The 20,065-nt window shown below is 69.0% G+C and carries 22 protein-coding genes; 13 read left to right on the plus strand and 9 right to left on the minus strand.

Features of this window, described 5'->3' with window-relative positions:
* Positions 1-9: 9 nt before the first annotated feature.
* Positions 10-1,200 (minus strand): lipoprotein N-acyltransferase Lnb domain-containing protein, encoded by a 1,191-nt coding sequence (locus tag FHQ07_RS12445; protein ID WP_139717161.1) that lies wholly within the window; start codon positions 1,198-1,200, stop codon positions 10-12.
* Positions 1,187-2,056, minus strand: a complete 870-nt coding sequence (locus tag FHQ07_RS12450) for a CorC family transporter (RefSeq protein ID WP_139717163.1) — start codon at positions 2,054-2,056, stop codon at positions 1,187-1,189. The genes FHQ07_RS12445 and FHQ07_RS12450 overlap by 14 nt, the downstream gene beginning before the upstream one ends.
* Before the next feature lie 195 nt (positions 2,057-2,251).
* Between FHQ07_RS12450 and FHQ07_RS12455 the strand changes: the two genes are divergently transcribed.
* Entirely contained in the window at positions 2,252-3,928 is a 1,677-nt protein-coding gene (locus FHQ07_RS12455) for a tetratricopeptide repeat protein (RefSeq protein ID WP_139717164.1), read from the plus strand.
* A gap of 6 nt (positions 3,929-3,934) precedes the next feature.
* Here the strand turns inward: FHQ07_RS12455 and ybeY are convergent, their stop codons facing one another.
* Positions 3,935-4,417, minus strand: a complete 483-nt coding sequence (gene ybeY / locus FHQ07_RS12460; RefSeq protein ID WP_139717166.1) for an rRNA maturation RNase YbeY — start codon at positions 4,415-4,417, stop codon at positions 3,935-3,937.
* A gap of 9 nt (positions 4,418-4,426) precedes the next feature.
* Positions 4,427-5,413, minus strand: a complete 987-nt coding sequence (locus tag FHQ07_RS12465) for a PhoH family protein (protein WP_139717169.1) — start codon at positions 5,411-5,413, stop codon at positions 4,427-4,429.
* A 96-nt stretch (positions 5,414-5,509) separates the two neighbouring features.
* On the opposite strand from FHQ07_RS12465, the gene FHQ07_RS12470 reads away from it, so the two are divergent.
* The 5 genes from FHQ07_RS12470 to FHQ07_RS12490 all read left to right on the plus strand — a co-directional run bounded on the left by FHQ07_RS12470 (position 5,510) and on the right by FHQ07_RS12490 (position 10,950).
* The gene (locus tag FHQ07_RS12470) at positions 5,510-6,202 is read left to right on the plus strand and encodes a TetR/AcrR family transcriptional regulator (RefSeq protein WP_139717171.1); all 693 of its coding nucleotides are present in this window, start codon (positions 5,510-5,512) and stop codon (positions 6,200-6,202) included.
* A gap of 11 nt (positions 6,203-6,213) precedes the next feature.
* Positions 6,214-7,173, plus strand: coding sequence for an HlyD family secretion protein (locus tag FHQ07_RS12475; protein ID WP_139717173.1), 960 nt, complete (start codon positions 6,214-6,216; stop codon positions 7,171-7,173).
* Positions 7,174-7,186: 13 nt separating this feature from the next.
* On the plus strand, positions 7,187-8,110 hold the full coding sequence (locus FHQ07_RS12480; protein ID WP_139718072.1) for an ABC transporter ATP-binding protein: 924 nt from the start codon (positions 7,187-7,189) through the stop codon (positions 8,108-8,110).
* Positions 8,107-9,189: an ABC transporter permease gene (locus FHQ07_RS12485; RefSeq protein ID WP_139717175.1), complete on the plus strand. Its 1,083-nt coding sequence runs from the start codon at positions 8,107-8,109 to the stop codon at positions 9,187-9,189. Before FHQ07_RS12480 ends, FHQ07_RS12485 begins: the two co-directional genes overlap by 4 nt.
* A gap of 75 nt (positions 9,190-9,264) precedes the next feature.
* A complete protein-coding gene (locus FHQ07_RS12490; RefSeq protein WP_139717177.1) occupies positions 9,265-10,950 on the plus strand; it encodes an amidohydrolase in 1,686 nt (561 codons plus the stop codon).
* On the opposite strand, the gene FHQ07_RS12495 is transcribed toward FHQ07_RS12490, so the two are convergent.
* Together FHQ07_RS12495 and miaB are read right to left on the minus strand one after the other, a co-directional pair.
* Complete coding sequence (locus tag FHQ07_RS12495) at positions 10,933-11,130, minus strand: hypothetical protein (protein ID WP_139717180.1); 198 nt, start codon at positions 11,128-11,130, stop codon at positions 10,933-10,935. The genes FHQ07_RS12490 and FHQ07_RS12495 overlap by 18 nt on opposite strands.
* A 16-nt stretch (positions 11,131-11,146) precedes the next feature.
* Complete coding sequence (gene miaB / locus FHQ07_RS12500; protein WP_139717182.1) at positions 11,147-12,541, minus strand: tRNA (N6-isopentenyl adenosine(37)-C2)-methylthiotransferase MiaB; 1,395 nt, start codon at positions 12,539-12,541, stop codon at positions 11,147-11,149.
* 149 nt (positions 12,542-12,690) lie between these two features.
* Here miaB and FHQ07_RS12505 point away from each other — a divergent pair, with 149 nt between their 5' ends.
* The 6 genes from FHQ07_RS12505 (at position 12,691) to FHQ07_RS12530 (ending at position 17,598) form a co-directional block, all read left to right on the plus strand.
* The gene (locus FHQ07_RS12505; protein WP_139717184.1) at positions 12,691-13,623 is read left to right on the plus strand and encodes a lytic transglycosylase domain-containing protein; all 933 of its coding nucleotides are present in this window, start codon (positions 12,691-12,693) and stop codon (positions 13,621-13,623) included.
* Between the two features lie 131 nt (positions 13,624-13,754).
* Entirely contained in the window at positions 13,755-14,354 is a 600-nt protein-coding gene (petA, locus tag FHQ07_RS12510) for a ubiquinol-cytochrome c reductase iron-sulfur subunit (RefSeq protein WP_139717185.1), read from the plus strand.
* Positions 14,355-14,357: 3 nt separating this feature from the next.
* Positions 14,358-15,629, plus strand: a complete 1,272-nt coding sequence (locus FHQ07_RS12515; RefSeq protein WP_139717187.1) for a cytochrome b — start codon at positions 14,358-14,360, stop codon at positions 15,627-15,629.
* Positions 15,622-16,365 carry a cytochrome c1 gene (locus FHQ07_RS12520; protein WP_139717189.1) on the plus strand — a complete coding sequence of 248 codons (744 nt, stop codon included), beginning with the start codon at positions 15,622-15,624 and terminating at the stop codon, positions 16,363-16,365. The genes FHQ07_RS12515 and FHQ07_RS12520 overlap by 8 nt, the downstream gene beginning before the upstream one ends.
* Positions 16,366-16,470: 105 nt before the next feature.
* Positions 16,471-17,106 (plus strand): glutathione S-transferase N-terminal domain-containing protein, encoded by a 636-nt coding sequence (locus FHQ07_RS12525; protein WP_139718074.1) that lies wholly within the window; start codon positions 16,471-16,473, stop codon positions 17,104-17,106.
* Positions 17,107-17,133: 27 nt separating this feature from the next.
* A complete protein-coding gene (locus FHQ07_RS12530; RefSeq protein WP_139717191.1) occupies positions 17,134-17,598 on the plus strand; it encodes a ClpXP protease specificity-enhancing factor in 465 nt (154 codons plus the stop codon).
* A 90-nt stretch (positions 17,599-17,688) separates the two neighbouring features.
* Here FHQ07_RS12530 and FHQ07_RS12535 read toward each other — a convergent pair whose 3' ends face one another.
* Positions 17,689-18,027 (minus strand): DUF3301 domain-containing protein, encoded by a 339-nt coding sequence (locus FHQ07_RS12535; RefSeq protein WP_139717193.1) that lies wholly within the window; start codon positions 18,025-18,027, stop codon positions 17,689-17,691.
* Between the two features lie 75 nt (positions 18,028-18,102).
* Between FHQ07_RS12535 and FHQ07_RS12540 the strand changes: the two genes are divergently transcribed.
* Positions 18,103-18,864, plus strand: coding sequence for an FHA domain-containing protein (locus tag FHQ07_RS12540; protein WP_168191558.1), 762 nt, complete (start codon positions 18,103-18,105; stop codon positions 18,862-18,864).
* Positions 18,865-18,868: 4 nt separating this feature from the next.
* Here FHQ07_RS12540 and nadC read toward each other — a convergent pair whose 3' ends face one another.
* Both nadC and FHQ07_RS12550 read right to left on the minus strand, forming a co-directional pair.
* Positions 18,869-19,744, minus strand: a complete 876-nt coding sequence (gene nadC, locus FHQ07_RS12545) for a carboxylating nicotinate-nucleotide diphosphorylase (RefSeq protein ID WP_139717196.1) — start codon at positions 19,742-19,744, stop codon at positions 18,869-18,871.
* Positions 19,741-20,010, minus strand: coding sequence for a Trm112 family protein (locus FHQ07_RS12550; protein WP_139717198.1), 270 nt, complete (start codon positions 20,008-20,010; stop codon positions 19,741-19,743). Before FHQ07_RS12550 ends, nadC begins: the two co-directional genes overlap by 4 nt.
* Positions 20,011-20,065 lie beyond the last annotated feature (55 nt).

Raw genomic sequence — 20,065 nt, forward strand, 5'->3', positions numbered from 1 at the left:
GCATCGCCATCAAGCCTTGCGCCCGGCCCAGGCCCACGCCAGCGCCGCATGGATCGGCAGCAGCAATGCGAGCCAGTTGCCGTTGCGCTGCGCTTGCACCTGCAGCCACAGCGGCAGCAATGCCGAGGCCGCGATCGCCGCCACCACCAGCAGCGAGGCGCGGAAGCGCGCGGACGGATCGCGCCCGCGCAGCAGGGCCCAGGCGCCGGGCAAGAGCAGCAGGCACAACGGGTCGAGCAACAGCAGGTTGCGGTTGGCCCACAGTGCGCGGTGTTCGGTGAAGCCCCAGGCGAACGCGAGCACCAGGCCGAGGATGCCGCATGCCAGCCAGAAGCCGAAGGCGAACGCCGCGGTCGCGCGCGGCGCGCGCCGCGCCGATGCCAGCAGCGAAGCGGCGAGCGCGAGCCCGGCCAGCAGCCATGGCCACAGCCGGCGTGGTTGTTCGCCGGGTTCCGCGGCCTGTCGTTGCGGCAGCAAGCGCTGTTCGGCGACGACCAGCGGCCGGCCGTCGGCGAGCTTCAGTTCGCGCAGGTCGTCGGCCAGCCGGCGCGGCAGGAAACCCTGTTCCCAGCGCGACAGCGGACGATCGCCGTACGGCCCCAGCGCGAGGTCGAAGCCGAGCCACATCCACGGCGCCGGCGATGCCAGCCGCAGCGATTCGCTGCGATAGCTGTCGCCGACCGAACGGCCGCTCAATTGCGCCCGCAACGCGCCGCCCAGTGCGCGGTCCAGCGCATCGCGCACGCGGGTGGCGCAGTTGTCGGTGTAGTAGTCGTAGCGATAGCGCGCGTTCTCGGGTTTCGCGTTCTCGGCCAGCTCGCCTGCGAGCTGGCGCGCCTGCGCCGGGTCGAGGGCGAGCCATTGCAGGGTCGCGCCGCGCCCGACGTCGCGGTAGTACTGCATGTCCTGTTCCAGCGGCAATGCGACCAGCATGTACTGCATCTCGCCGCGCACGAAGCGGCCGATGAAGCCGTCCTCGGCCATGTCGAAGAAGCCGAAGTTGTAGGAGACCGGTTCGCCGCGCGCGGGGTCGTCGACCACGATGGCGTCGTGGCCGAAGCGTTCCCAGAAGATCTCGCCCGGGCCCATCGTGACCACGCCGATCCGGACCTCCGCCGGCGCGGGCTGCGCATGCGCGAAACCCGCGGCGAGCGCTAGCAGGAACGCGATGGCGAGCCGCAGCGCGTCAGTGGTCCGCATGCACGCCCACGTGCAGCGCCAGCAGGCGGCGGGCGTCGGCGCGGGCGACGCGGAACACGAAGCGGCCCAGCGCGAGCTCCTCGCCGGCTTCCGGCAGGTGGCCGATCGCGGCGGTGACCAGGCCGCCGATGGTGTCGTATTCGTCGTCGTCGAAGTCGGCGCCGAAGCGCTGGTTGAAGTCGGAGATCGGGGTCAGCGCATCGACCGCGAACTGGCCGTCGGCCTGGGCCGCGATCAGCTTCGATTCGTCCTCGGCCTCGTCGTGCTCGTCGTCGATGTCGCCGACGATCTGTTCCAGCACGTCCTCGATGGTGACCAGCCCGGCGACGCCGCCGTATTCGTCGATCACGATCGCCATGTGGTTGCGCGACTGGCGGAACTCGCGCAGCAGCACGTTGAGCTTCTTCGATTCCGGGATCAGCACCGCGGGCCGCAGCAATTCGTGGATCGTGCCGGGGCCGTTGTCGGCGACCACGCCGCGCAGCAGGTCCTTGGCCAGCAGGATGCCGAGGATCTCGTCCTTGTCCTCGCCGTGCACCGGGAAGCGCGAATGCCCGGATTCGACCACGTCCTTCATCAGGTCGAGGAACTTCGCGTCCGCGGGCAGCGCCACCATCTGCGCGCGCGGCACCATCACGTCGCCCACGGTCATGTCGGACACCGCGATCGCGCCTTCCATCATGCGCAGGGTGTCGGGGCCGATCAGGCCGTCGGCCTGCACGTCGCGCAACAGCTCGATCAGGTCTTCGCGGCTGGTCGGTTCGCCGGAAAGGGCGGCGCTGATGCGGTCCAGCCAGGAGCGGCGCGGCTTCTCGGACGCTTCGGGCGCGTCGTGACGACTGTCGTCCTCGGACATGGTCTTGCGGGTGCCTGTGGGGCGAACGGAAGCGAAGTCTAGCGAAGTCGCGTGGCGGAGCGGTGAACCCGGCGGCATAGGCCGCCTGTCGGGTTGCACGGGTGCCGGCCATTGCCGACACTGCGGCGGCAGGCCGGGCGAACGCGGCCTGCATGGGGGCGCCACTGGTTCGGGAACATCCTTGGGAAACGCCGGATGACGAATGACGACGAGGGCTTGCTGCTCAAGCCGGAACCGCGCAAGCCCGGCAAGTACGTGGCCATGGGGATGGCCGTGCTGGCCTTGTTGGCGGTGGGTTACTTCAGCTGGGGCAAGTTCATGCGCCCGGCGCCGCGGGATGCGGCGGGCATGCCGGCGCAGGAGGCCGCGGCGGACGCGGTGCAGGCCCCGTCGGTCACCATCGCGGTCCTGCCCTTGGCCCGCGCGGGCGAAGCGGCCGCGCAGCCCGCCGATCCCGCTTCCGCGGAATTCCTGATCGGCGCGCTGAAGGGCGGCGACGCCGACGCCGATGCCGATTACTTCAACGATGGCCTGTCTGCGTACTTCGCCGGCGAGCTTTCGCAGTACTCCGGGGTCCAGGTGATCACCCCGGCATCCTCCTTCCAGTTGCGCGACAACGGCGAACTGGTTCGCGCCATCGGCCGCAAGCTCGGCGCCAGCCACCTGCTGCAAGGCACTGCGCAGCGTTCGGGCGACGGCTTGCGCATGGACATCGCCCTGGTGCGGGTCGAGGATGGCGCCACGCTGTGGTTCGAGCACTACCAGCGTCCCTACAAGGACCTGTTCAAGCTGCAGGACGAGGTGGTCGCCGCGCTGGGCGTCGCCTTGAAGGCCAAGCGGCTGCCGGCGCCGCAGGGCGCGCAGGAAGAACGCCCGCGCAGCGGCGACCTGCAGGCCTACGACGCCTTGCTGCGCGGCGAATCCAGCCAGCTGCGCGGCGATGGCGAAGGCCTGCGCCAGGCGATGGCCGCGTACGAGCGCGCGACCGCGCTGGATCCCGGCTACGCCGAGGCGCATGCGCGGCTCGCGTTGGCGCGGATCCAGCTGGCCACGCGGTTCCCGTCCGAGGCCGGCGACCTGCGCGAACACGGCGAGAAGGCGCGACGCGAGGCCGCCACCGCATTGCGGCTGGCGCCGGACAGCGCCGAAGCGCACAAGGCGAATGCGGCCTGGATGGGCGGCATCGCGCTCGACCAGGCCGGCGCGATGCACGAGACCCTGCGCGCGCTGGCGCTCAGCCCGCAGGATCCGGAGCTGCTGCACACGCTGGCGATCCAGCAAACGGCGTTCGGGCAACTGCAGCAGGCGGCCGGCAACCTGCGGCGCGTGCTCGTCCTCGATCCGTTGTCGGCGACCGCGCAATACCACCTGGGCGGCGTCTATCTTGGCCTGAACGATTATCCGCAGGCGGAGCATGCCCTCGCCGAGGCCCTGGCGCTGCGTCCCGACCTGTCGGTGGTGCGCGCCTTCCAGGCGATCGCGGTGTTCCAGCAGAACCGCGTCGACGAGGCGGTGCGCATCGCCGAAGCCGAACCGGATCCGTTGTGGAAGACCTACGCGCTGGCCATGGTGTACTGGGCCAAGGGCGATCGCGCGCGCTCGGATGCGGAATTGCAGTCGCTGATCAAGGACAAGGCCGGCAGCGCGGCGACCCAGATCGCCGACATCTACGCCCAGCGCGACGACGAAGCCTCGATGTTCCATTGGCTGGACGTGGCCAGGGACAGCGGCGACCCGGGCATCGTCGAAATCCGCTACCTGCCCTTCGTGTCGCGCTATGCGGCGGACCCACGCTTCATCGCCCTGGCGAAGGAACTCGACCTGGTGCCGGAAGCGCCTGCCGCGGACAAGGCGGGCGAACCGCGCGGCTGACGGGATTCAGCGCTCGATGTAGGGGTCGGGCAGTCCCAGCCCGGCCAGGATCTCGCGCTCGAGCTGTTCCATGCACTCGGCTTCGCGCGCGTCCTCGTGGTCCCAGCCCAGCAGGTGCAGGGTGCCGTGCACGGTCAGGTGCGCGTAATGCGCGGCCAGCGTCTTGCCCTGTTCCCTGGCCTCGCGTGCCACCACCGGCGCGCATAGCACCAGGTCGCCGAGCATCGGCAGCTTCACGCCCTTCGGCAGGCCTTCCGGCAATTCGGCCGGGAAGCTGAGCACGTTGGTGGCGTAATCCTTGCCGCGGTAGTGGTGGTTGAACGAGCGGCCTTCCTTGGCGCCGACGATGCGCACCGCGAGATCGGCCTCCCTGATGCGGCCGGCCAGCGCGGCTGCGATCCACTTGCGGAAACTCACGGCGGCGGGAATGCCCTTGCGCGGCACTGCGTAGCCGACGGCGACATCGAGGCGGATCGGGCCCTTGGTCATGCGCGGATCTTACGCCGAACCCGATTGCGGATCGTTGTTGTCGCGCGCCTCGTAGGCGTTGACGATGCGCGCCACCAGCGGATGGCGGACCACGTCGCGCGACTCGAAGAAGGTGAAGCTGACGCCTTCGACGCCGCGCAGGACTTCCACCGCGTCCTTCAGCCCGGACTTCACGTGCCGCGGCAAGTCGATCTGGGTCATGTCGCCGGTGATCACCGCGGTGCTGCCGAAGCCCAGCCGGGTCAGGAACATCTTCATCTGCTCGATGGTGGTGTTCTGCGCCTCGTCGAGGATCACGAACGCGTCGTTCAGGGTGCGCCCGCGCATGTAGGCCAGCGGCGCGATCTCGATCACCGACTTCTCCAGCAGCCGCGCCACTTTCTCCACGCCGAGCATCTCGTACAGGGCGTCGTACAGCGGGCGCAAATACGGATCGACCTTCTGGGTGAGGTCGCCGGGCAGGAACCCGAGCTTCTCGCCGGCTTCCACCGCCGGGCGCACCAGGATCACCCGCTGCACCCGCGACTGGTTCAGCGCGTCCACCGCCATCGCCACCGCGAGGAAGGTCTTGCCGGTGCCGGCCGGGCCGACGCCGAAGTTGATGTCGTGGGTGGCGATCGCGTGCAGGTACTTGCGCTGGTTGTCGCCGCGCCCGCGCAGGGTGCCGCGCTTGACCCGCACCGCGATGTCCTGCGGCACGTAGTCCTGCCGCGCGGAAGCCGCGCTGTCGTCCGCGAATGCGCCGAGCCGCAGGTGGATGGCGTGTTCGTCGAGGGTTTCCGATGCGGCTTCGTCGTACAGCTGGCGCAGCAGGCGTTCGCAGCGCGCCACCGCCTCGGCGTCGCCCCCGGTCACCCGGAACACATTGCCGCGGTTGGCGATCTCCACCCCCAGCCGCAGTTCGATCTGGCGCAGGTGCGCATCGAACGGCCCGGCGAGGTTGGCCAGGCGCTCGATGTCGTCGGGTTCGAGCACGAAGTCGCGTTGTGTCTGCATGCGAAAAGGGTAGCGCGCAGCCGGGGTTCCGTCATGGCATGGCACGCGCCGCGGGCAGGGCTTGATATTTAATTAACTATCGAATTAAATAACCGCATGATCGAGCCCGATGCCGGCAAACCGCGGATCCGGACGCGCGCGCCCAGCCGCAAGCGTGCCCCCGGACGGCCTGCCGGCAAGCGCCGGGATGCCGATGCCGGCCTGCGCTCGCAACTGCTGGATGCGGCCGTCGCCTGCTTCGTGCGCAAGGGCATCGCCGCGACCACGCTGCGCGAGATCGCCCGCGAGGCGCACGTCACCCCGGCCCTGCTCAACTACTACTTCGGCGACAAGGCGCAGCTGCAGGCGGCGTTGGTCGAGGAGCGGCTGATGCCGGTGCTGGCCCTGCTGCGCGAACCGCTGCAGCAGGCCGGCGACGACGTGGCCGCCAACATCGCCGGCTTCGTCGCCGGCGTGGGGCGCATCGCCATCGCCCATCCCTGGCTGCCGCCGCTGTGGGTGCGCGAGGTGCTGTGCGAAGGCGGTGCCTTGCGCAACGTGCTGCTGGAACGCGTCGGACCGGCGATCCCGCAACTGCTGGCGCAGCGGTTCGCCGCCGCGCAGGCGCGCGGCGAGATCAACCAGGACCTCGATCCGCGCCTGCTGATGGTCTCGCTGGTCGGCCTCACCCTGTTCCCGGTCGCCGGCGCGCCGATCTGGCGCAAGTTGTTCGAGGCCGACGACCTCGATTTCGAAACCCTGCGCCGGCACACGCTGGCCCTGCTCGACCGCGGCGTCGGGATCGGTTGAAGGAGCGCACGATGCACGCCAAATCCATGTCCGTCGTCATCGTCGCCCTCCTGCTGGGCGCGTGCGCGAAAGAATCGCCGCAGGTGCTGGGCACGCTGGAATGGGACCGCATCACCCTGCCGGCGCCGGTGGCGGAGAAGATCGTGCGCATCGACGTGCGCGAAGGCCAGCAGGTCGCCGCCGGTGCGCCGTTGCTGCAACTGGAACTCACGCGCACGCAGTCGCAACTGGCCGCCGCGCAGGCGCAGGCGCAGCAGAGCCGCGACGCGCTTGCGGAATTGCAGGCCGGGCCGCGCAGCGAGCAGATCGCGCAGGCGCGCGCAGCGGTGGCCGCCGCACAGGCCTCGGCACGCGATGCCAATGCGTCGCTGGGGCGGCTGCGTCCCCTGGCTGCGCGGAAACTGGTGGCGGCAATCGACCTGGACCGTGCCGTTGCGGCGGCGGGCAGCGCGAATGCGCAGGTCCGGCAAGCGCAGGCCGCGCTGGATGAGTTGCTCAACGGCACCCGCCGCGAACGCATCGCCCAGGGCGAAGCCGCCGCCGCCGCCGCGCAGGCGCAGGCGGCGGTGCAGACGGTTGCGCTGGACAAGCTCAACGTGGTCGCGCCGCGCGCCGGCCGCGTCGAGAGCCTGCCGTACAAGCTCGGCGACCAGGCCCCGGTCGGCGCGCCGCTGGCGATCCTGCTGGTCGGCGATGCGCCATACGCACGCGTCTACGTGCCGGAACGGTTGCGCGCTGGGGTGAAGCCGGGGCAGGCGGCGCAGGTGTTCGTCGATGGCCGCGACGGCAGCTTGCCCGGCCATGTGCGGATGGTGCGCAGCGAGCCGAGTTTCACGCCGTATTACGCCCTGTCCGGCGACGACGCCCAGCGCCTGAGTTATCTCGCCGAGATCGTGCTCGACAAGCCCGCCGATTTGCCCGCGGGCCTGCCGGTGCGGGTCGAATTCGCCGGAGCGACCGGTGGCGAATGAGGCCGCCATCGCGATCCGCGCGCGCGGCCTGAGCAAGCGCTTCGGCGCCTTGCTCGCGGTCGACGCGGTCGACCTGACGGTGCCGCGCGCCTGCGTGTACGGCTTCCTCGGGCCGAACGGCTCCGGCAAGTCCACCACCATCCGCATGCTGTGCGGGCTGCTGACGCCGACCGCCGGCGAGATCGAAGTGCTCGGCCTGCGCATCCCCGAACAGGCGGAGGCGCTGCGCAAGCGGATCGGCTACATGACCCAGAAATTCGCGCTGTACGAGGACCTGAGCGTGCGCGAGAACCTGGATTTCATCGCCAGCGTGCAGGGACTGCCGCGCGATGTGCGTCGCAGGCGCGTGGACGAACTGCTGCAGACCTACAACCTTGCGGATCGCGGGAAGCAACTCGCCGGCACCATGAGCGGCGGCCAGAAGCAGCGCCTCGCGCTGGCCTGCGCGGTGGTGCACGAGCCGGAACTGCTGTTCCTCGACGAGCCGACCAGCGCGGTGGATCCGGAATCGCGCCGCGATTTCTGGGAAAAACTCTTCGACCTCGCCGATGCCGGCACCACGATCCTGGTGTCGACGCATTACATGGACGAGGCCGAGCGTTGCCACCGCATCGCCATCCTCGACCGTGGCCGCCTGGTCGCCGATGGCACGCCCGGCGAGCTGACCGGGCAACTGGCCGGGCGCACGCTCGGCGTGCGTGCGCGCGAACCGCGGCGCGCGCAGGCGGTGCTGCATGCCGCGCCCGGCGTGCTCAGCGTGGCCCAGGTCGGCAACGAACTGCGCGTGCTGTGCGCCGCCAATGGCGATGCGTCGTCGCGCCTGCAGGCGGCATTGCAGGCGCAGGGCATCGAGGCCGAAGTGTCCGCGATCGAGCCCAACCTGGAGGACGTGTTCGTCTCGGCCACGCAGGGCAGGGCGGAGGCGCGCGCGGCATGAAACTGCAGCGGCTCGTCGCGGTGATGCTGAAGGAAATCCGGCAGATGGCGCGCGACCGGATGACGATCGCGATGATGATCGGCATCCCCACCCTGCAACTGCTGCTGTTCGGCTACGCGATCAATCCCGACGTGCGCAATCTACCCGCCGCGGTCGCCGACATGGCCGATACCGGCGGTTCGCGCGCGCTGGTGCAGGACCTGTTCGCCACCGGCGTGGTGCGTCCGGCCGCCGGTGCGCGCACGCCGCAGGAACTGCAGGCGCTGTTGCGCGAAGGCAAGATCAAGATCGGCGTGCTGATCCCGCCCGACTTCGAGCGCCGCCGCATCGACAGGCGCGAGGCGGTGCAGGTGATCGTCGACGGCAGCGATACCTCGGTGCAGGCCACCGCGCGCCAGCTGGCGATGCTGCCGCTGGATGGCGGCAATGCGTTGCCGGCATCGCAGATCAGCGTGCTGCCGTTGTACAACCCGCAGCGCATCTCCGCGATCAACGTGGTGCCGGGCCTGATCGGGGTGATCCTGACCATGACCATGGTGATGTTCACCGCCATGGCCATCGTCCGCGAACGCGAGCGCGGCAACCTCGAATTGCTGATCACCACGCCGGTGTCCAGCGGCGAACTGATGGTGGGCAAGGTGCTGCCCTACATCGCGGTCGGGCTGGTGCAGGTCAGCGTGGTGCTGCTGCTCGGTGCCTGGCTGTTCGCGGTGCCGATCCGCGGCAGCCTGGCCGGCGTCTACGGCGCGGCGATGCTGCTGATCGTCGCCAACCTCACGCTGGGCCTGCTGGTGTCGACCGTGGCCAAGACCCAGTTCCAGTCGATGCAGATGGCGTTCTTCCTGTTCCTGCCGTCGATCCTGCTGTCCGGGTTCATGTTCCCGTTCGACGGCATGCCGAAAGCCGCGCAGTGGATCGCCGAGCTGTTGCCGCTGACCCATTTCATGCGCCTGATCCGCGGCGTGGTGTTGCGCGGCGCGCAGTTGACGGAGTTGTGGCCGGACGTGCTGGCGTTGGCGGCGTTCACCTGCGCGATGATGGCGCTGGCGATCCTGCGCTTCCGCAAGCGCCTGGACTGACCGCGCCGCCGGCCGGTCGCAATCGGGCGCGCGCTTTCGTACAGTCGCGCAGGGCACGGGCGAGGAGCGGTGGCGATGCGCAAGCTGGAACGGTCGATCGTGGCGGTGCTGCTCGGCTTGCTGGCCGCGCCCGTGCTGGCGCAGACCACGGTGCTCAGCGCCGCGCGCATCCACACCATGGACACGGCGCGGCCGCTTGCCCGTGCGATGGCCTTCGATGCCTCCGGCAGGATCCTCGCGCTGGGCGACGCGGACGAATTGCAGGCGCGCTATCCGCAGGCGCGCCGGCTCGATGTCGGCAGCGCCACGGTGGTGCCGGGCCTGATCGACGCGCATGCGCACGTCGGCGGGCTCGGTTTCGCCATGCTGGGCGCGGACCTGGTCGGCACGGCGAGCAAGGCCGAGATCATCGAACGCCTGCGCGCCAAGGCCGCGCAACTGAAGCCCGGCGAGTGGCTGCTCGGCAACGGCTGGGACCAGAACGACTGGCCGCAGCAATCCTTCCCGACCGCCGCCGAACTGGATGTGGTGTTCCCGGACCGCCCGGTCTGGCTGTCGCGCGTCGACGGCCACGCCGGCTGGGCCAACAGCGCCGCGATGCGCGCGGTCCCGCGCGACCTCGCCGGCAATTGGCAGCCGGACGGCGGCATGATCCAGCGCGATGCCGCCGGCAAGCCGAACGGCATCTTCATCGACAACGCGATGCTGCTGGTCGAACACGCGCGGCCGGCGCCCGATGAAGCCACGTCGGAGCGCGCACTCGCACTGGGCATGCAGGCGGCGGTCGAACACGGCCTGACCGGCGTGCACGATGCCGGCATCACCCTCGCCGAATTGCGGAGATACCAACGCCTGGCCGACCGCGGGCAGATGCCGCTGCGCATCTACGCGATGGCCGACGGCAACAGCGACGCGCTGGAATCGCTGTGCCGCAACGGCCTGTACCGGCATCCATCGGGGCGGTTGCAGATGCGCGCGGTGAAGCTGTATGCCGATGGCGCGCTGGGCAGCCGCGGTGCGGCGATGCTGGAGGATTACAGCGACGACCACGGCAACCGCGGCCTGCTGGTGATGTCGGCGGACGAACTGGCGGTCGCCAGCGCCAAGGCGAAGCGCTGCGGCGTGCAGGTGGCGACCCATGCGATCGGCGACCGCGGCAACCGGCTGGCGCTCGATACCTACGCGCATGCGCTCGGCGCGGATGTCGCCGGCGACCATCGCTGGCGCGTCGAGCATGCGCAGATCCTGGCGCCGGCCGACCTGGCGCGGTTCGCGCAACTGCACGTGATCGCCTCGATGCAGCCGACGCATGCGACCAGCGACATGCCGTGGGCGCAGGAGCGCGTCGGCGCGCAGCGCATCGTCGGCGCCTATGCATGGCGGCAGCTGCGCGACAGCGGCGCGCGCCTCGCTTTCGGTTCGGATTTCCCGGTGGAATCGGTCGATCCGCGCCTGGGCCTGTATTCCGCGGTCAGCCGGGCCGATGGCGAAGGCAAGCCGGCCGGCGGCTGGATGCCGCAGGAAAAACTGAACGCGTTCGAAGCCCTGCGCGGCTTCACCCTCGACGCCGCCTACGCGGGCTTCGGCGAAAACGAGCTCGGCAGCCTGGCGCCCGGCAAGCGCGCGGATTTCGTGGTGCTGGCGGAAGACCCGCTGGCGGTGCCGGACGCGCGGCTGCGCACGCTCGACGTGCGCGCGACCTACGTGGACGGCAGGCCGGTGTACGAGGCGGGGAAGGCCGCGTCAGCGGCTGCGCCATAGCGCGACCAGGCCGATCGTCGCCATCGTGATCGACCCCGCCAGCCACAGCATGGCATCGGGCGCCTGCGCGCTACTCGCCTCGCGCCCGACCTTCATCCACCAGCGGATGAAGCCGAGCGCGGCGATGCCGAGGAACCACAGCCCCAGCGCATGACGCGCCAGCCATGCGCGAGGCTTCATGGCGCGCGATGCGCCATCAGGCGGCGTCGGCGGTCGCCACCCGCCCGCGCAGCGAATTGCTCATCGCCTCGGTGATCACGACATCGACGAACTGGCCGATGAGCCGCTTCGGCCCGGCGAAATTCACCGAACGCATGTTCTCGGTCTTGCCGGTGAGCTCGTTCGGATCCTTCTTCGACGGGCCTTCGACCAGCACCGACTGCACGCTGCCGACCATCGCCCGGGAAATGCCCAGCGCATGCGCATTGATGTGCTTCTGCAGGCGGTCCAGCCGCGCGTGTTTCTCGGCGTCGCCCACGTCGTCCTGCAGGTCCGCGGCCGGGGTGCCGGGGCGACGCGAATAGATGAAGGAGAAGCTCTGGTCGAAGCCCACGTCCTCGATCAGCTTCATGGTCTTGTCGAAGTCCGCATCGGTTTCGCCGGGGAAGCCGACGATGAAGTCCGAACTGATCGAAATGTCCGGGCGCACCGCGCGCAGCTTGCGGATCTTCTGCTTGAACTCCAGCGCGGTGTAGCCGCGCTTCATCGCCGCCAGGATGCGGTCGCTGCCGGCCTGCACCGGCAGGTGCAGGTAATTGGCCAGCTTGGGCACGTCGCGGTAGGCCTCGATCAGCGAGTCGCTGAACTCCAGCGGATGCGAGGTGGTGAAGCGGATGCGGCCGATGCCGTCGATCTGCGCGATCGCGCGGATCAGCAGGCCGAGGTCGGCGACCTCGCCGTCGCCGTACGGACCGCGGTAGGCGTTGACGTTCTGGCCGAGCAGGTTGACCTCGCGCACGCCTTGGGCGGCCAGTTGCGCGACTTCGACCAGCACGTCCTCGAACGGGCGGCTGACTTCCTCGCCGCGGGTGTAAGGCACCACGCAGAAACTGCAGTACTTGCTGCAGCCTTCCATGATCGAGACGAAGGCGGACGGGCCTTCGGCGCGCGGTTCCGGCAGGCGGTCGAACTTCTCGATCTCCGGGAAGCTGATGTCGACCTGCGGCTGGCCGGAGGCGCGGCGCTCGCGGATCAGCTCCGGCAGGCGGTGCAGGGTCTGCGGGCCGAACACCAGGTCCACGTAGGGCGCGCGCTTGACGATGGCGGCGCCTTCCTGCGACGCCACGCAGCCGCCGACGCCGATGAGCACCGGCCTGCCGTCCTTTTTCAGCGACTTCCAGCGGCCCAGCTGGCTGAATACCTTTTCCTGGGCTTTTTCGCGGATCGAGCAGGTATTGACCAGGACCACGTCGGCTTCTTCCGCGATCGTGGTCAGTTCCATCCCTTCCGCCGCAGCCAGCACGTCGGCCATCTTGGCCGAGTCGTACTCGTTCATCTGGCAGCCGTGGGTCTGGATGTAGAGCTTCTTGGCCCCGGGCGTTGCCGGCTTCGGCGCGGCCGGGGCCGCGGGCAGGGGGTGCAGGTCCGTCATTGTCCTCTCCGGGGCGCGGTGGGTAATCCGGGCCGGGCGCGCATTGTAACGATGCCCGAATCGGGCCGCTTGGCCTGAATGCGACAGGCTGCACGTTCATATAAATCAAATACTTGTCAAAGTTTCCTGAAGAGGGGAGACTCCGCGCCATGAGGGGAAGCGCCGCGTTCTTGCTGCTGTTGTCCGCGCTGGCGCTGCCGGTGATGGCCGGCAATGTCTATCGCTGCGATGCCGGCGACGGGGTGACCTCCTATTCGAACAAGCGCGTTCCCGGCGCCAGTTGCAGGCTTGTCGGCAGCTACAAGGCGCAGCGTCCCGCCAAACCCAGGCCGAAACCCGCCGCCACGGTCGCCTCCGCAGGCGCCGCGGCGAACGAGCCCCAGACCCTGCCGAAGGGCGTGGCGATGGGCGTCCCGCCTGCCACGATCATCAGCCCGCCGCCAGCCAAGGCCGCCCCGGCCAGCGCGCCGGTCGCCGCGGCCAGCTACAACGCCCCCCGGCTGATCCGCGGCCAGGTCTATGCCTACGTGGGCAAGGACGGCGTCCGCAACTACAGCAGCGCCCGCCCGCGCGGGGTGTCCGCCAGCGCGATGCGGACCATCAAGTACAGCTACATGGAAACCTGCTACGCCTGCGCGGCCAAGCCGGGGGTCAATTTCGGCACCCTGCGCCTGAACACCGCGGCCTACCAGGCCGAAATCGCCGCCGCTGCGCGTGAGCACGGGGTCGACGAGGCCATCGTCCGCGCCATCATCCATGCCGAATCGGCCTACAACCCGCTGGCGCTGTCGCGGGTCGGCGCGCAGGGCCTGATGCAGCTGATGCCGGCCACCGCGCGCCGGTTCGGGGTCAGCGACGCCTTCAACCCGCAGCAGAACATCCAGGGCGGGGTGAAATACCTGGCTTGGCTGCTGAAGCGCTTCAACGGCAACCTGAGCCTGGCCGCGGCCGGCTACAACGCCGGCGAGGGCGCGGTGGACAAGTACAACGGCGTGCCGCCGTACAGCGAGACCCGCCGCTACGTGGACCGGGTGGGCGTATTGGCCGAGCGCTACCGGGGCAGCCTGGCCGCCGCACGCTGAGTTTCGGCGCGGGCGGATTGTCGGCCCGTTAAGCGTTCCGTTACACTTCCCCGTCTTTTGCGGCAGGCCAGCGCGCGCCAGCGCTCCGCGAGTCTCCGCAACCGTTGTTTTGCTTTTTTTCGGAGTGCGGGATGGCCAACGAAGAGGTCAACACCGGCCGGCGCAGGTTCCTCACCGCGACCACGGCCGTGGTCGGTGCGGTGGGAGCGGGGTTCGCCGCGGTGCCTTTCATCAAGTCCTGGAGCCCCAGTGCGCGGGCCCGCTTCGCCGGTGCGCCGGTGAGCCAGGACATCAGTGCGCTGGCTGAAGGCGCGCAGATGGTGATCAACTGGCGCGGCCAGCCGATCTACATCGCCCGCCGCTCGAAGGCGATGCTGGACGTGATGAAGTCGCTGGACGGCATGCTGGCCGACCCGGCTTCGTCCAACGCCGACCAGCAGCCGAAGTACGCGCAGAACCCGACCCGTTCGATCAAGCCGGAGATTTCCGTGCTGGTCGGCGTGTGCACCCACCTCGGCTGCGCCCCGGAGTTCAAGCCGGAAGTGAAGCCGGAACCGTTCGACCCGGACTGGAAGGGCGGCTACTTCTGCCCCTGCCACAAGTCGCGCTACGACCTGGCCGGCCGCGTGCTGAAGGCGCAGCCGGCGCCGGCCAACCTGCCGGTGCCGCCGTACCACTTCGAGAACGACGACACCGTCGTCATCGGCGTCGACCCGAAGGGAGCTGCCTAAGCCATGGCGAACATGATCACCCGCGGCGTCGAAACCGCCTGGAACTGGGTCAACGAGCGCGCGCCCGGCATGATGCCGATGTACCGCAAGCACATGACCGAGTACTACGCGCCGAAGAACTTCAACTTCTGGTACTACATGGGCTCGCTGGCCATGCTGGTGCTGGTCAACCAGATCGTCACCGGCATCTTCCTGACGATGCACTTCAAGCCGAGCGCGGCGGAAGCCTTCGCTTCGGTCGAGTACATCATGCGCGACGTGGAGTGGGGCTGGCTGATCCGCTACATGCACAGCACCGGCGCCTCGCTGTTCTTCATCGTGGTCTACCTGCACATGTTCCGCGGCCTGATGTACGGCAGCTACCAGAAGCCGCGCGAGCTGGTCTGGCTGCTGGGCATGGTGATCTACCTGGTGCTGATGGCCGAAGCCTTCATGGGCTACGTGCTGCCGTGGGGCCAGATGTCGTACTGGGGCGCCAAGGTGATCATCTCGCTGTTCGGCGCGATCCCGGTGGTCGGCACCGGCCTGACCGAATGGATCATGGGCGACTTCAACCCCGGCGACGCCACCCTGAACCGCTTCTTCGCCCTGCACGTGATCGCGCTGCCGCTGGTGCTGCTGCTGCTGGTCGTGCTGCACCTGGGCGCGCTGCACGAAGTGGGTTCCAACAACCCGGACGGCGTCGACATCAAGAAGGGCCCGAAGGGCAACCGCTGGGATCCGAACAAGCCGGCCGACGGCATCCCGTTCCACCCGTACTACACGGTGAAGGACCTGTTCGGCGTCGGCTTCTTCCTGATCATCGCCGCCTTCATCATCTTCTTCGCCCCGACCTTCGGCGGCTGGTTCCTCGAGCACGACAACTTCACCGAGGCCAACCCGCTGGTCACCCCGGAGCACATCAAGCCGGTCTGGTACTTCACCCCGTACTACGCCATGTTGCGCGTGATCCCCTCGTTCTTCGGGATCAAGCTGTGGGGCGTGCTGGTGATGTTCGGCGCGATCGTGATGCTGTTCCTGGTGCCGTGGCTGGACAAGTCCAAGGTCAAGTCGTACCGCTACCGCGGCCTGCTCAGCTGGGCGATGCTGCTGATGTTCGCGGTCAGCTTCCTGTGGCTGGCCAAGATCGGCGCCGGCCCGGGCACCGACCCGGTCGAGGCGATCATCGGCCGCGTGCTGACCTTCCTGTATTTCGCCTTCTTCATCACCATGCCGGTGTGGACGAAGCTCGACAAGACCAAGCCGGTGCCGGAACGGGTGACGATGCATGACTAAGAACTTCGCAACCCGCGCCGCGACGTTCGCCGCCGGCCTGCTGCTGTCCACCGTGGCCCTGGCCAACGAGACCGCCGGCCTGCAACAGGCGGGCACCGACCTCGACGACAAGGCCTCGCTGCAGCGCGGCGCGCAGCTGTTCATGAACAACTGCAGCGGCTGCCATTCGCTGAAGTACCTGCGCTACGCGCGCATCGGCGAGGACCTGGATCTGACCGAGGACGAGGTGCAGCAGAACCTCAACCTCAACGGCGGCAAGATCGGCGACCACGTGATCTCGCCGATGACCGAACAGATGGGCAAGGCCGCGTTCGGCAAGGCGCCGCCGGACCTGTCGGTGATCGCGCGCGTGCGCGGCAGCGACTGGATCTACACCTACCTGAAATCGTTCTACCTGGACGAGTCGCGCCCGGTCGGCTGGAACAACAAGCTGTTCGCCAACGCCTCGATGCCGAACCCGCTGTGGGAGATGCAGGGCCTGCAGCAGCCGGTGTACGGCAAGAAGACCGCGACGGGCGAAATGCCGGTCGAGGGCTTCACGATCAGCCAGCCGGGCACGCAGACGCCGGAACAGTTCGACCAGACCGTTCGCGACATCACGGCCTTCCTCGAGTACGCCGGCGAACCGGCGGCGATCAAGCGCCAGGGGATCGGCGTGTGGGCGGTCCTGTTCCTGGCCTTCTTCACCTTCATCGCCTACCTGCTGAAGAAGGAATACTGGCGGGACGTTCACTGACGCAGCGTTGCGCGCGACACGGGGAACGAAGCTTTGCGGCCGCCTGCATCGTGCAGGCGGCGCGGGTGCGGCCGGCGGGGTCCGGGCGCAGGAGTTGTCCTGATGATGGCTGTGAGTCCGCGCATGCGTAACGCCCTGACCTTGTTCTCCTCGGTCGACGACGTCCTCTGCCACCGCGTCCGCCTGGTGCTGGCCGCCAAGGGCGTCACCTACGACCTGATCCCGGTGGATCCGCAGAACCCGCCGGAAGACCTGATCGACCTCAATCCCTACCACTCGGTGCCGACCCTGGTCGAGCGCGACCTGGTGCTCTACGCGGCCAGCGTGGTCAGCGAATACCTGGACGAGCGCTACCCGCACCCGCCGCTGATGCCGGTCGACCCGCTCTCGCGGGCGCGCCTGCGCCTGGCCATGCTGCGCATCGAGCACGACTGGGTGCCGCAGGTGCAGGCGATCCAGTTGGGCAACAAGCAGCAGGCCGATGCGGGCCGCAAGCGCCTGAAGGAACTGCTGACCGCCTCGGTGCCGCTGTTCAAGGCCAGCAAGTTCTTCCTCAACCCGGAAATGAGCCTGGCCGACTGCGCGATGGCGCCGATCATCTGGCGCCTGCCGTCGCTCGACATCCCGCTGCCGAAGGACGGCAAGGCGATCGAGGACTACGGCAACCGCATCTTCCGCAACCCGGGCTTCATGCGTAGCCTGACCGAGAAGGAGAAAAACCTTCGCGAGATGCCCGCTTGACGACGGCGCCGATGACGGAAACCTGAGATGGGCGACGATGCCCTGCAGATGACCAGCCACCGCCCGTACCTGCTGCGGGCGCTGTACGAGTGGATCGTCGACAACGGCATGACCCCGCATGTGCTGGTGGATGCCGGCATGCCGGGCGTGCGCGTGCCGATGCAATCGGTGAAGGACGGCCGGATCGTGCTCAACATCGCCGAGCGTGCCGTGGGCGGGCTGCGCATGGACAACGACGCGTTGCGCTTCTCCGCGCGTTTCGGCGGCGTCAGCCAGTCGGTGCTGGTGCCGCTGGAGGCGGTAATCGCGGTGTATGCGCGCGAAACCGGGCAGGGCATGGCCCTGCCGGACGATCCGCGCGGGGCGGCGGCGCCGATGGCGGCCGCGGCCTCGCCCGCATCGGAAAGCGAGGCGCCCGCGCCGGACGACGACGGTCCGGACGGCCCGCACGAGCCGCCCAGGCGCGGCGGCCACCTGCGGATCGTCAAATGACCTGATCGCCCGGCCGGCAGGGCCGGAATCCATGTTTCCGATCGTCGAGCGGCGGTGCCCGGCTCTACGCCGGGACGGCGGAGGCAAGCATCACTGCAACGGGAAGTTGCGCACCACCGCCTGCGCCGCGCGGCTGGGTCCGCTGAAACCGACCAGTTTCTCGCCGAGCAGGACCACCCGGCCGACATGGCGGTTCTGCCCGTCTTCGGAATACTCGAAGCGGAAACTGCGTTCGACGCCCAGCCAGCCGTTGTCGTGCCGGCGCAGGCGCATGCCGGTGGCGTGCACCGACTGGTCCAGCCATTGCACCCCCGCCGCATGGCAGGCATCGCGGCCGATGTCGGCGGCGCGTTCGGCGGCGGCGCGCGCCGCGGTGAAGATGAAGAAGGCGGCGACGCCCACGACCATTAGAATCAGCAAGCTTGGCATCGCCCTAATGTGGTGGCGCCGGCCCGGAAGCGCAAGCGCGCGACGAACATGGAAGAGGCGAAGACGCGGATGATGATGAAACTGGTGTTTCCGGCCGGCGACCGGCCGCAGATGCTGCTCGACCAGGGCGTGTACCGGATCGGCTCGGCCGCGGATGCGGACGTGGCCCTGGATGCGGACGGGATCGAGCCCCTGCATTGCGAGTTGCAGGTGGGGATGCAGGGCGTGCAGGTGCGCGTGCCGAACGGCATCCGGGTGCTGGTCAACGAACGTCCGGTCGATGGCCTGATCGCCCTGCGCGCGGACGACACGCTCGGCCTTGCCTCCACCCGGATCCGCCTGCTCGACGCGGCGACGCCGCACGCGACGCACGCCAACCAGGCAGCGCGCAATCATGATCCTGCCGACAGCAACGCCACCATGGTCCGCCCGGTGGTGCCGAAATTCGTGCTGCGCGGGTTGTCCGGCGAGCAGTTCGGCCGCAGCTTCCCGCTACACGCCCACCTCAACGTGGGCCGCGCCGACGATGCCGGCTTGCGCATCGCGCAGGACGGCATCTCGCGCCAGCATGCGCGGCTGACCCCGGCCGGCGACGAGGTGCTGGTCGAGGACCTGGGCTCGGCGAACGGCACCTGGCTCAACGGCAAGCGCATCACCCGCGCGCAGGCCGTGCATGGCGACGAGATCCGCTTCGACACCCAGCGTTTCCAGTTGCTGGTGCCGGGACAGCCGCTGCCGGTGCAGATCGCCGACGCAGCGTCGCAGCGCCGTTGGCCGTGGCTGGTCGCGGTGGCGCTGGTCGTTGTGGCCGGTGCCGCGTACTGGCTGTCGCGCTGAGTAGTCAGCCGCCCGGCGGCGGGCCCAGCTTCAACGAGAAATCGATGGCGTGCACATGCTTGGTCAGTCCGCCGATCGAGATGCAGTCCACGCCGTCCTCGGCGATGGCGCGCAGGGTGGTCATGTCCACCCCGCCGGAGACTTCCAGCGGGATGCGGCCGTCGTAAGGCGCCGATTTCGCGATGCGCACCGCCTCGCGGCGGGTGGCGGCATCGAAATCGTCGATCAGGATGCGCGTGCAGCCGGCGTCCAGCGCTTCGCGCAATTGCCCCAGCGTTTCCACTTCCACGATCAACGGCAGCGCCGGGTGCATGGCGCGCGCGCGCGCGACCGCGGCGGTCAGGGAGCCGGCCGCGCGGATGTGGTTTTCCTTGAGCATCACCGCGTCGTACAAGGCCATCCGGTGGTTGGCGCCACCGCCCACGCGCACCGCGTATTTCTGCGCCTGGCGCAGGCCGGGAATGGTCTTGCGGGTGTCGAGGATCGCCGCGCCGGTGCCGCGTACCGCGTCCACGTACTGCGCGGTGACCGTCGCGGTGCCGCTCAGGGTCTGCAGGAAATTCAGCGAGGTGCGCTCGGCGCTGACCAGCGCACGGTTGCGGCCCCGCAGGGTGGCGATCACGCTGCCTTTGGCGATGCGGTCGCCTTCGTTGCAGCGCCAGTCGATGCGCACGTCGGGATCGAGCGCGCGATGGGTGGCGTCGAACCACGGCCGTCCCGCGACCACGCAGTCTTCCTTGCACAACAGGTAGGCGCTGTCCGGCGCATCGTCCAGCAAGGCCGCGGTGGCATCGCCGGGACCGATGTCCTCGGCCAATGCCGCCTCCACGTCGGCCTGGATCACTTCCGCCGGCGGTGGGGCGAAAGCACCGGCGCTCATGCTTTCGGGAATCCTTCGACCTGGGCGGTGGCGATGCCGTCCTCGACCAGCAGCACCGGGATGCCGTCGTCGATCCGGTACACGGTCCTGCGGTCGCGGGTCACCAGCGCTTCGCGCAGGGCATCGGCTTGCGGGCCCTCGTCGTTGCGCCTGATGCCGCCGGCGGCGATGGCGCGATTCAGTGCGTCCAGCCCGGCGGCTTCCAGCATCGCCAGCGGCTGGCGGGAAGCGGGGCAGACCAGGATGTCCAACAGTTTGCGATCCATGTCGATGCGGTGCGGGCATGCCGATAGGGGATGGGGATCGGTAGAATACCGTTTT

The organism is Thermomonas aquatica, from assembly GCF_006337105.1.
GTDB classification, from domain to species: domain Bacteria; phylum Pseudomonadota; class Gammaproteobacteria; order Xanthomonadales; family Xanthomonadaceae; genus Thermomonas; species Thermomonas aquatica.

Excerpts from the sequence above, each read along its gene's own strand:
- petA (WP_139717185.1), top strand. The coding sequence starts at position 13,755 with ATGGCCAACGAAGAGGTCAACACCGGCCGGCGCAGGTTCCTCACCGCG.
- FHQ07_RS12490 (WP_139717177.1), top strand. The coding sequence starts at position 9,265 with ATGCGCAAGCTGGAACGGTCGATCGTGGCGGTGCTGCTCGGCTTGCTG.
- FHQ07_RS12475 (WP_139717173.1), top strand. The coding sequence starts at position 6,214 with ATGCACGCCAAATCCATGTCCGTCGTCATCGTCGCCCTCCTGCTGGGC.
- FHQ07_RS12445 (WP_139717161.1), bottom strand. The coding sequence starts at position 1,200 with ATGCGGACCACTGACGCGCTGCGGCTCGCCATCGCGTTCCTGCTAGCG.
- ybeY (WP_139717166.1), bottom strand. The coding sequence starts at position 4,417 with ATGACCAAGGGCCCGATCCGCCTCGATGTCGCCGTCGGCTACGCAGTG.
- FHQ07_RS12495 (WP_139717180.1), bottom strand. The coding sequence starts at position 11,130 with ATGAAGCCTCGCGCATGGCTGGCGCGTCATGCGCTGGGGCTGTGGTTC.
- FHQ07_RS12520 (WP_139717189.1), top strand. The coding sequence starts at position 15,622 with ATGACTAAGAACTTCGCAACCCGCGCCGCGACGTTCGCCGCCGGCCTG.
- FHQ07_RS12450 (WP_139717163.1), bottom strand. The coding sequence starts at position 2,056 with ATGTCCGAGGACGACAGTCGTCACGACGCGCCCGAAGCGTCCGAGAAG.
- miaB (WP_139717182.1), bottom strand. The coding sequence starts at position 12,541 with ATGACGGACCTGCACCCCCTGCCCGCGGCCCCGGCCGCGCCGAAGCCG.
- FHQ07_RS12525 (WP_139718074.1), top strand. The coding sequence starts at position 16,471 with ATGGCTGTGAGTCCGCGCATGCGTAACGCCCTGACCTTGTTCTCCTCG.
- nadC (WP_139717196.1), bottom strand. The coding sequence starts at position 19,744 with ATGAGCGCCGGTGCTTTCGCCCCACCGCCGGCGGAAGTGATCCAGGCC.
- FHQ07_RS12485 (WP_139717175.1), top strand. The coding sequence starts at position 8,107 with ATGAAACTGCAGCGGCTCGTCGCGGTGATGCTGAAGGAAATCCGGCAG.
- FHQ07_RS12515 (WP_139717187.1), top strand. The coding sequence starts at position 14,358 with ATGGCGAACATGATCACCCGCGGCGTCGAAACCGCCTGGAACTGGGTC.
- FHQ07_RS12535 (WP_139717193.1), bottom strand. The coding sequence starts at position 18,027 with ATGCCAAGCTTGCTGATTCTAATGGTCGTGGGCGTCGCCGCCTTCTTC.
- FHQ07_RS12530 (WP_139717191.1), top strand. The coding sequence starts at position 17,134 with ATGGGCGACGATGCCCTGCAGATGACCAGCCACCGCCCGTACCTGCTG.
- FHQ07_RS12465 (WP_139717169.1), bottom strand. The coding sequence starts at position 5,413 with ATGCAGACACAACGCGACTTCGTGCTCGAACCCGACGACATCGAGCGC.
- FHQ07_RS12455 (WP_139717164.1), top strand. The coding sequence starts at position 2,252 with ATGACGAATGACGACGAGGGCTTGCTGCTCAAGCCGGAACCGCGCAAG.
- FHQ07_RS12505 (WP_139717184.1), top strand. The coding sequence starts at position 12,691 with ATGAGGGGAAGCGCCGCGTTCTTGCTGCTGTTGTCCGCGCTGGCGCTG.
- FHQ07_RS12470 (WP_139717171.1), top strand. The coding sequence starts at position 5,510 with ATGATCGAGCCCGATGCCGGCAAACCGCGGATCCGGACGCGCGCGCCC.
- FHQ07_RS12550 (WP_139717198.1), bottom strand. The coding sequence starts at position 20,010 with ATGGATCGCAAACTGTTGGACATCCTGGTCTGCCCCGCTTCCCGCCAG.
- FHQ07_RS12540 (WP_168191558.1), top strand. The coding sequence starts at position 18,103 with ATGAAACTGGTGTTTCCGGCCGGCGACCGGCCGCAGATGCTGCTCGAC.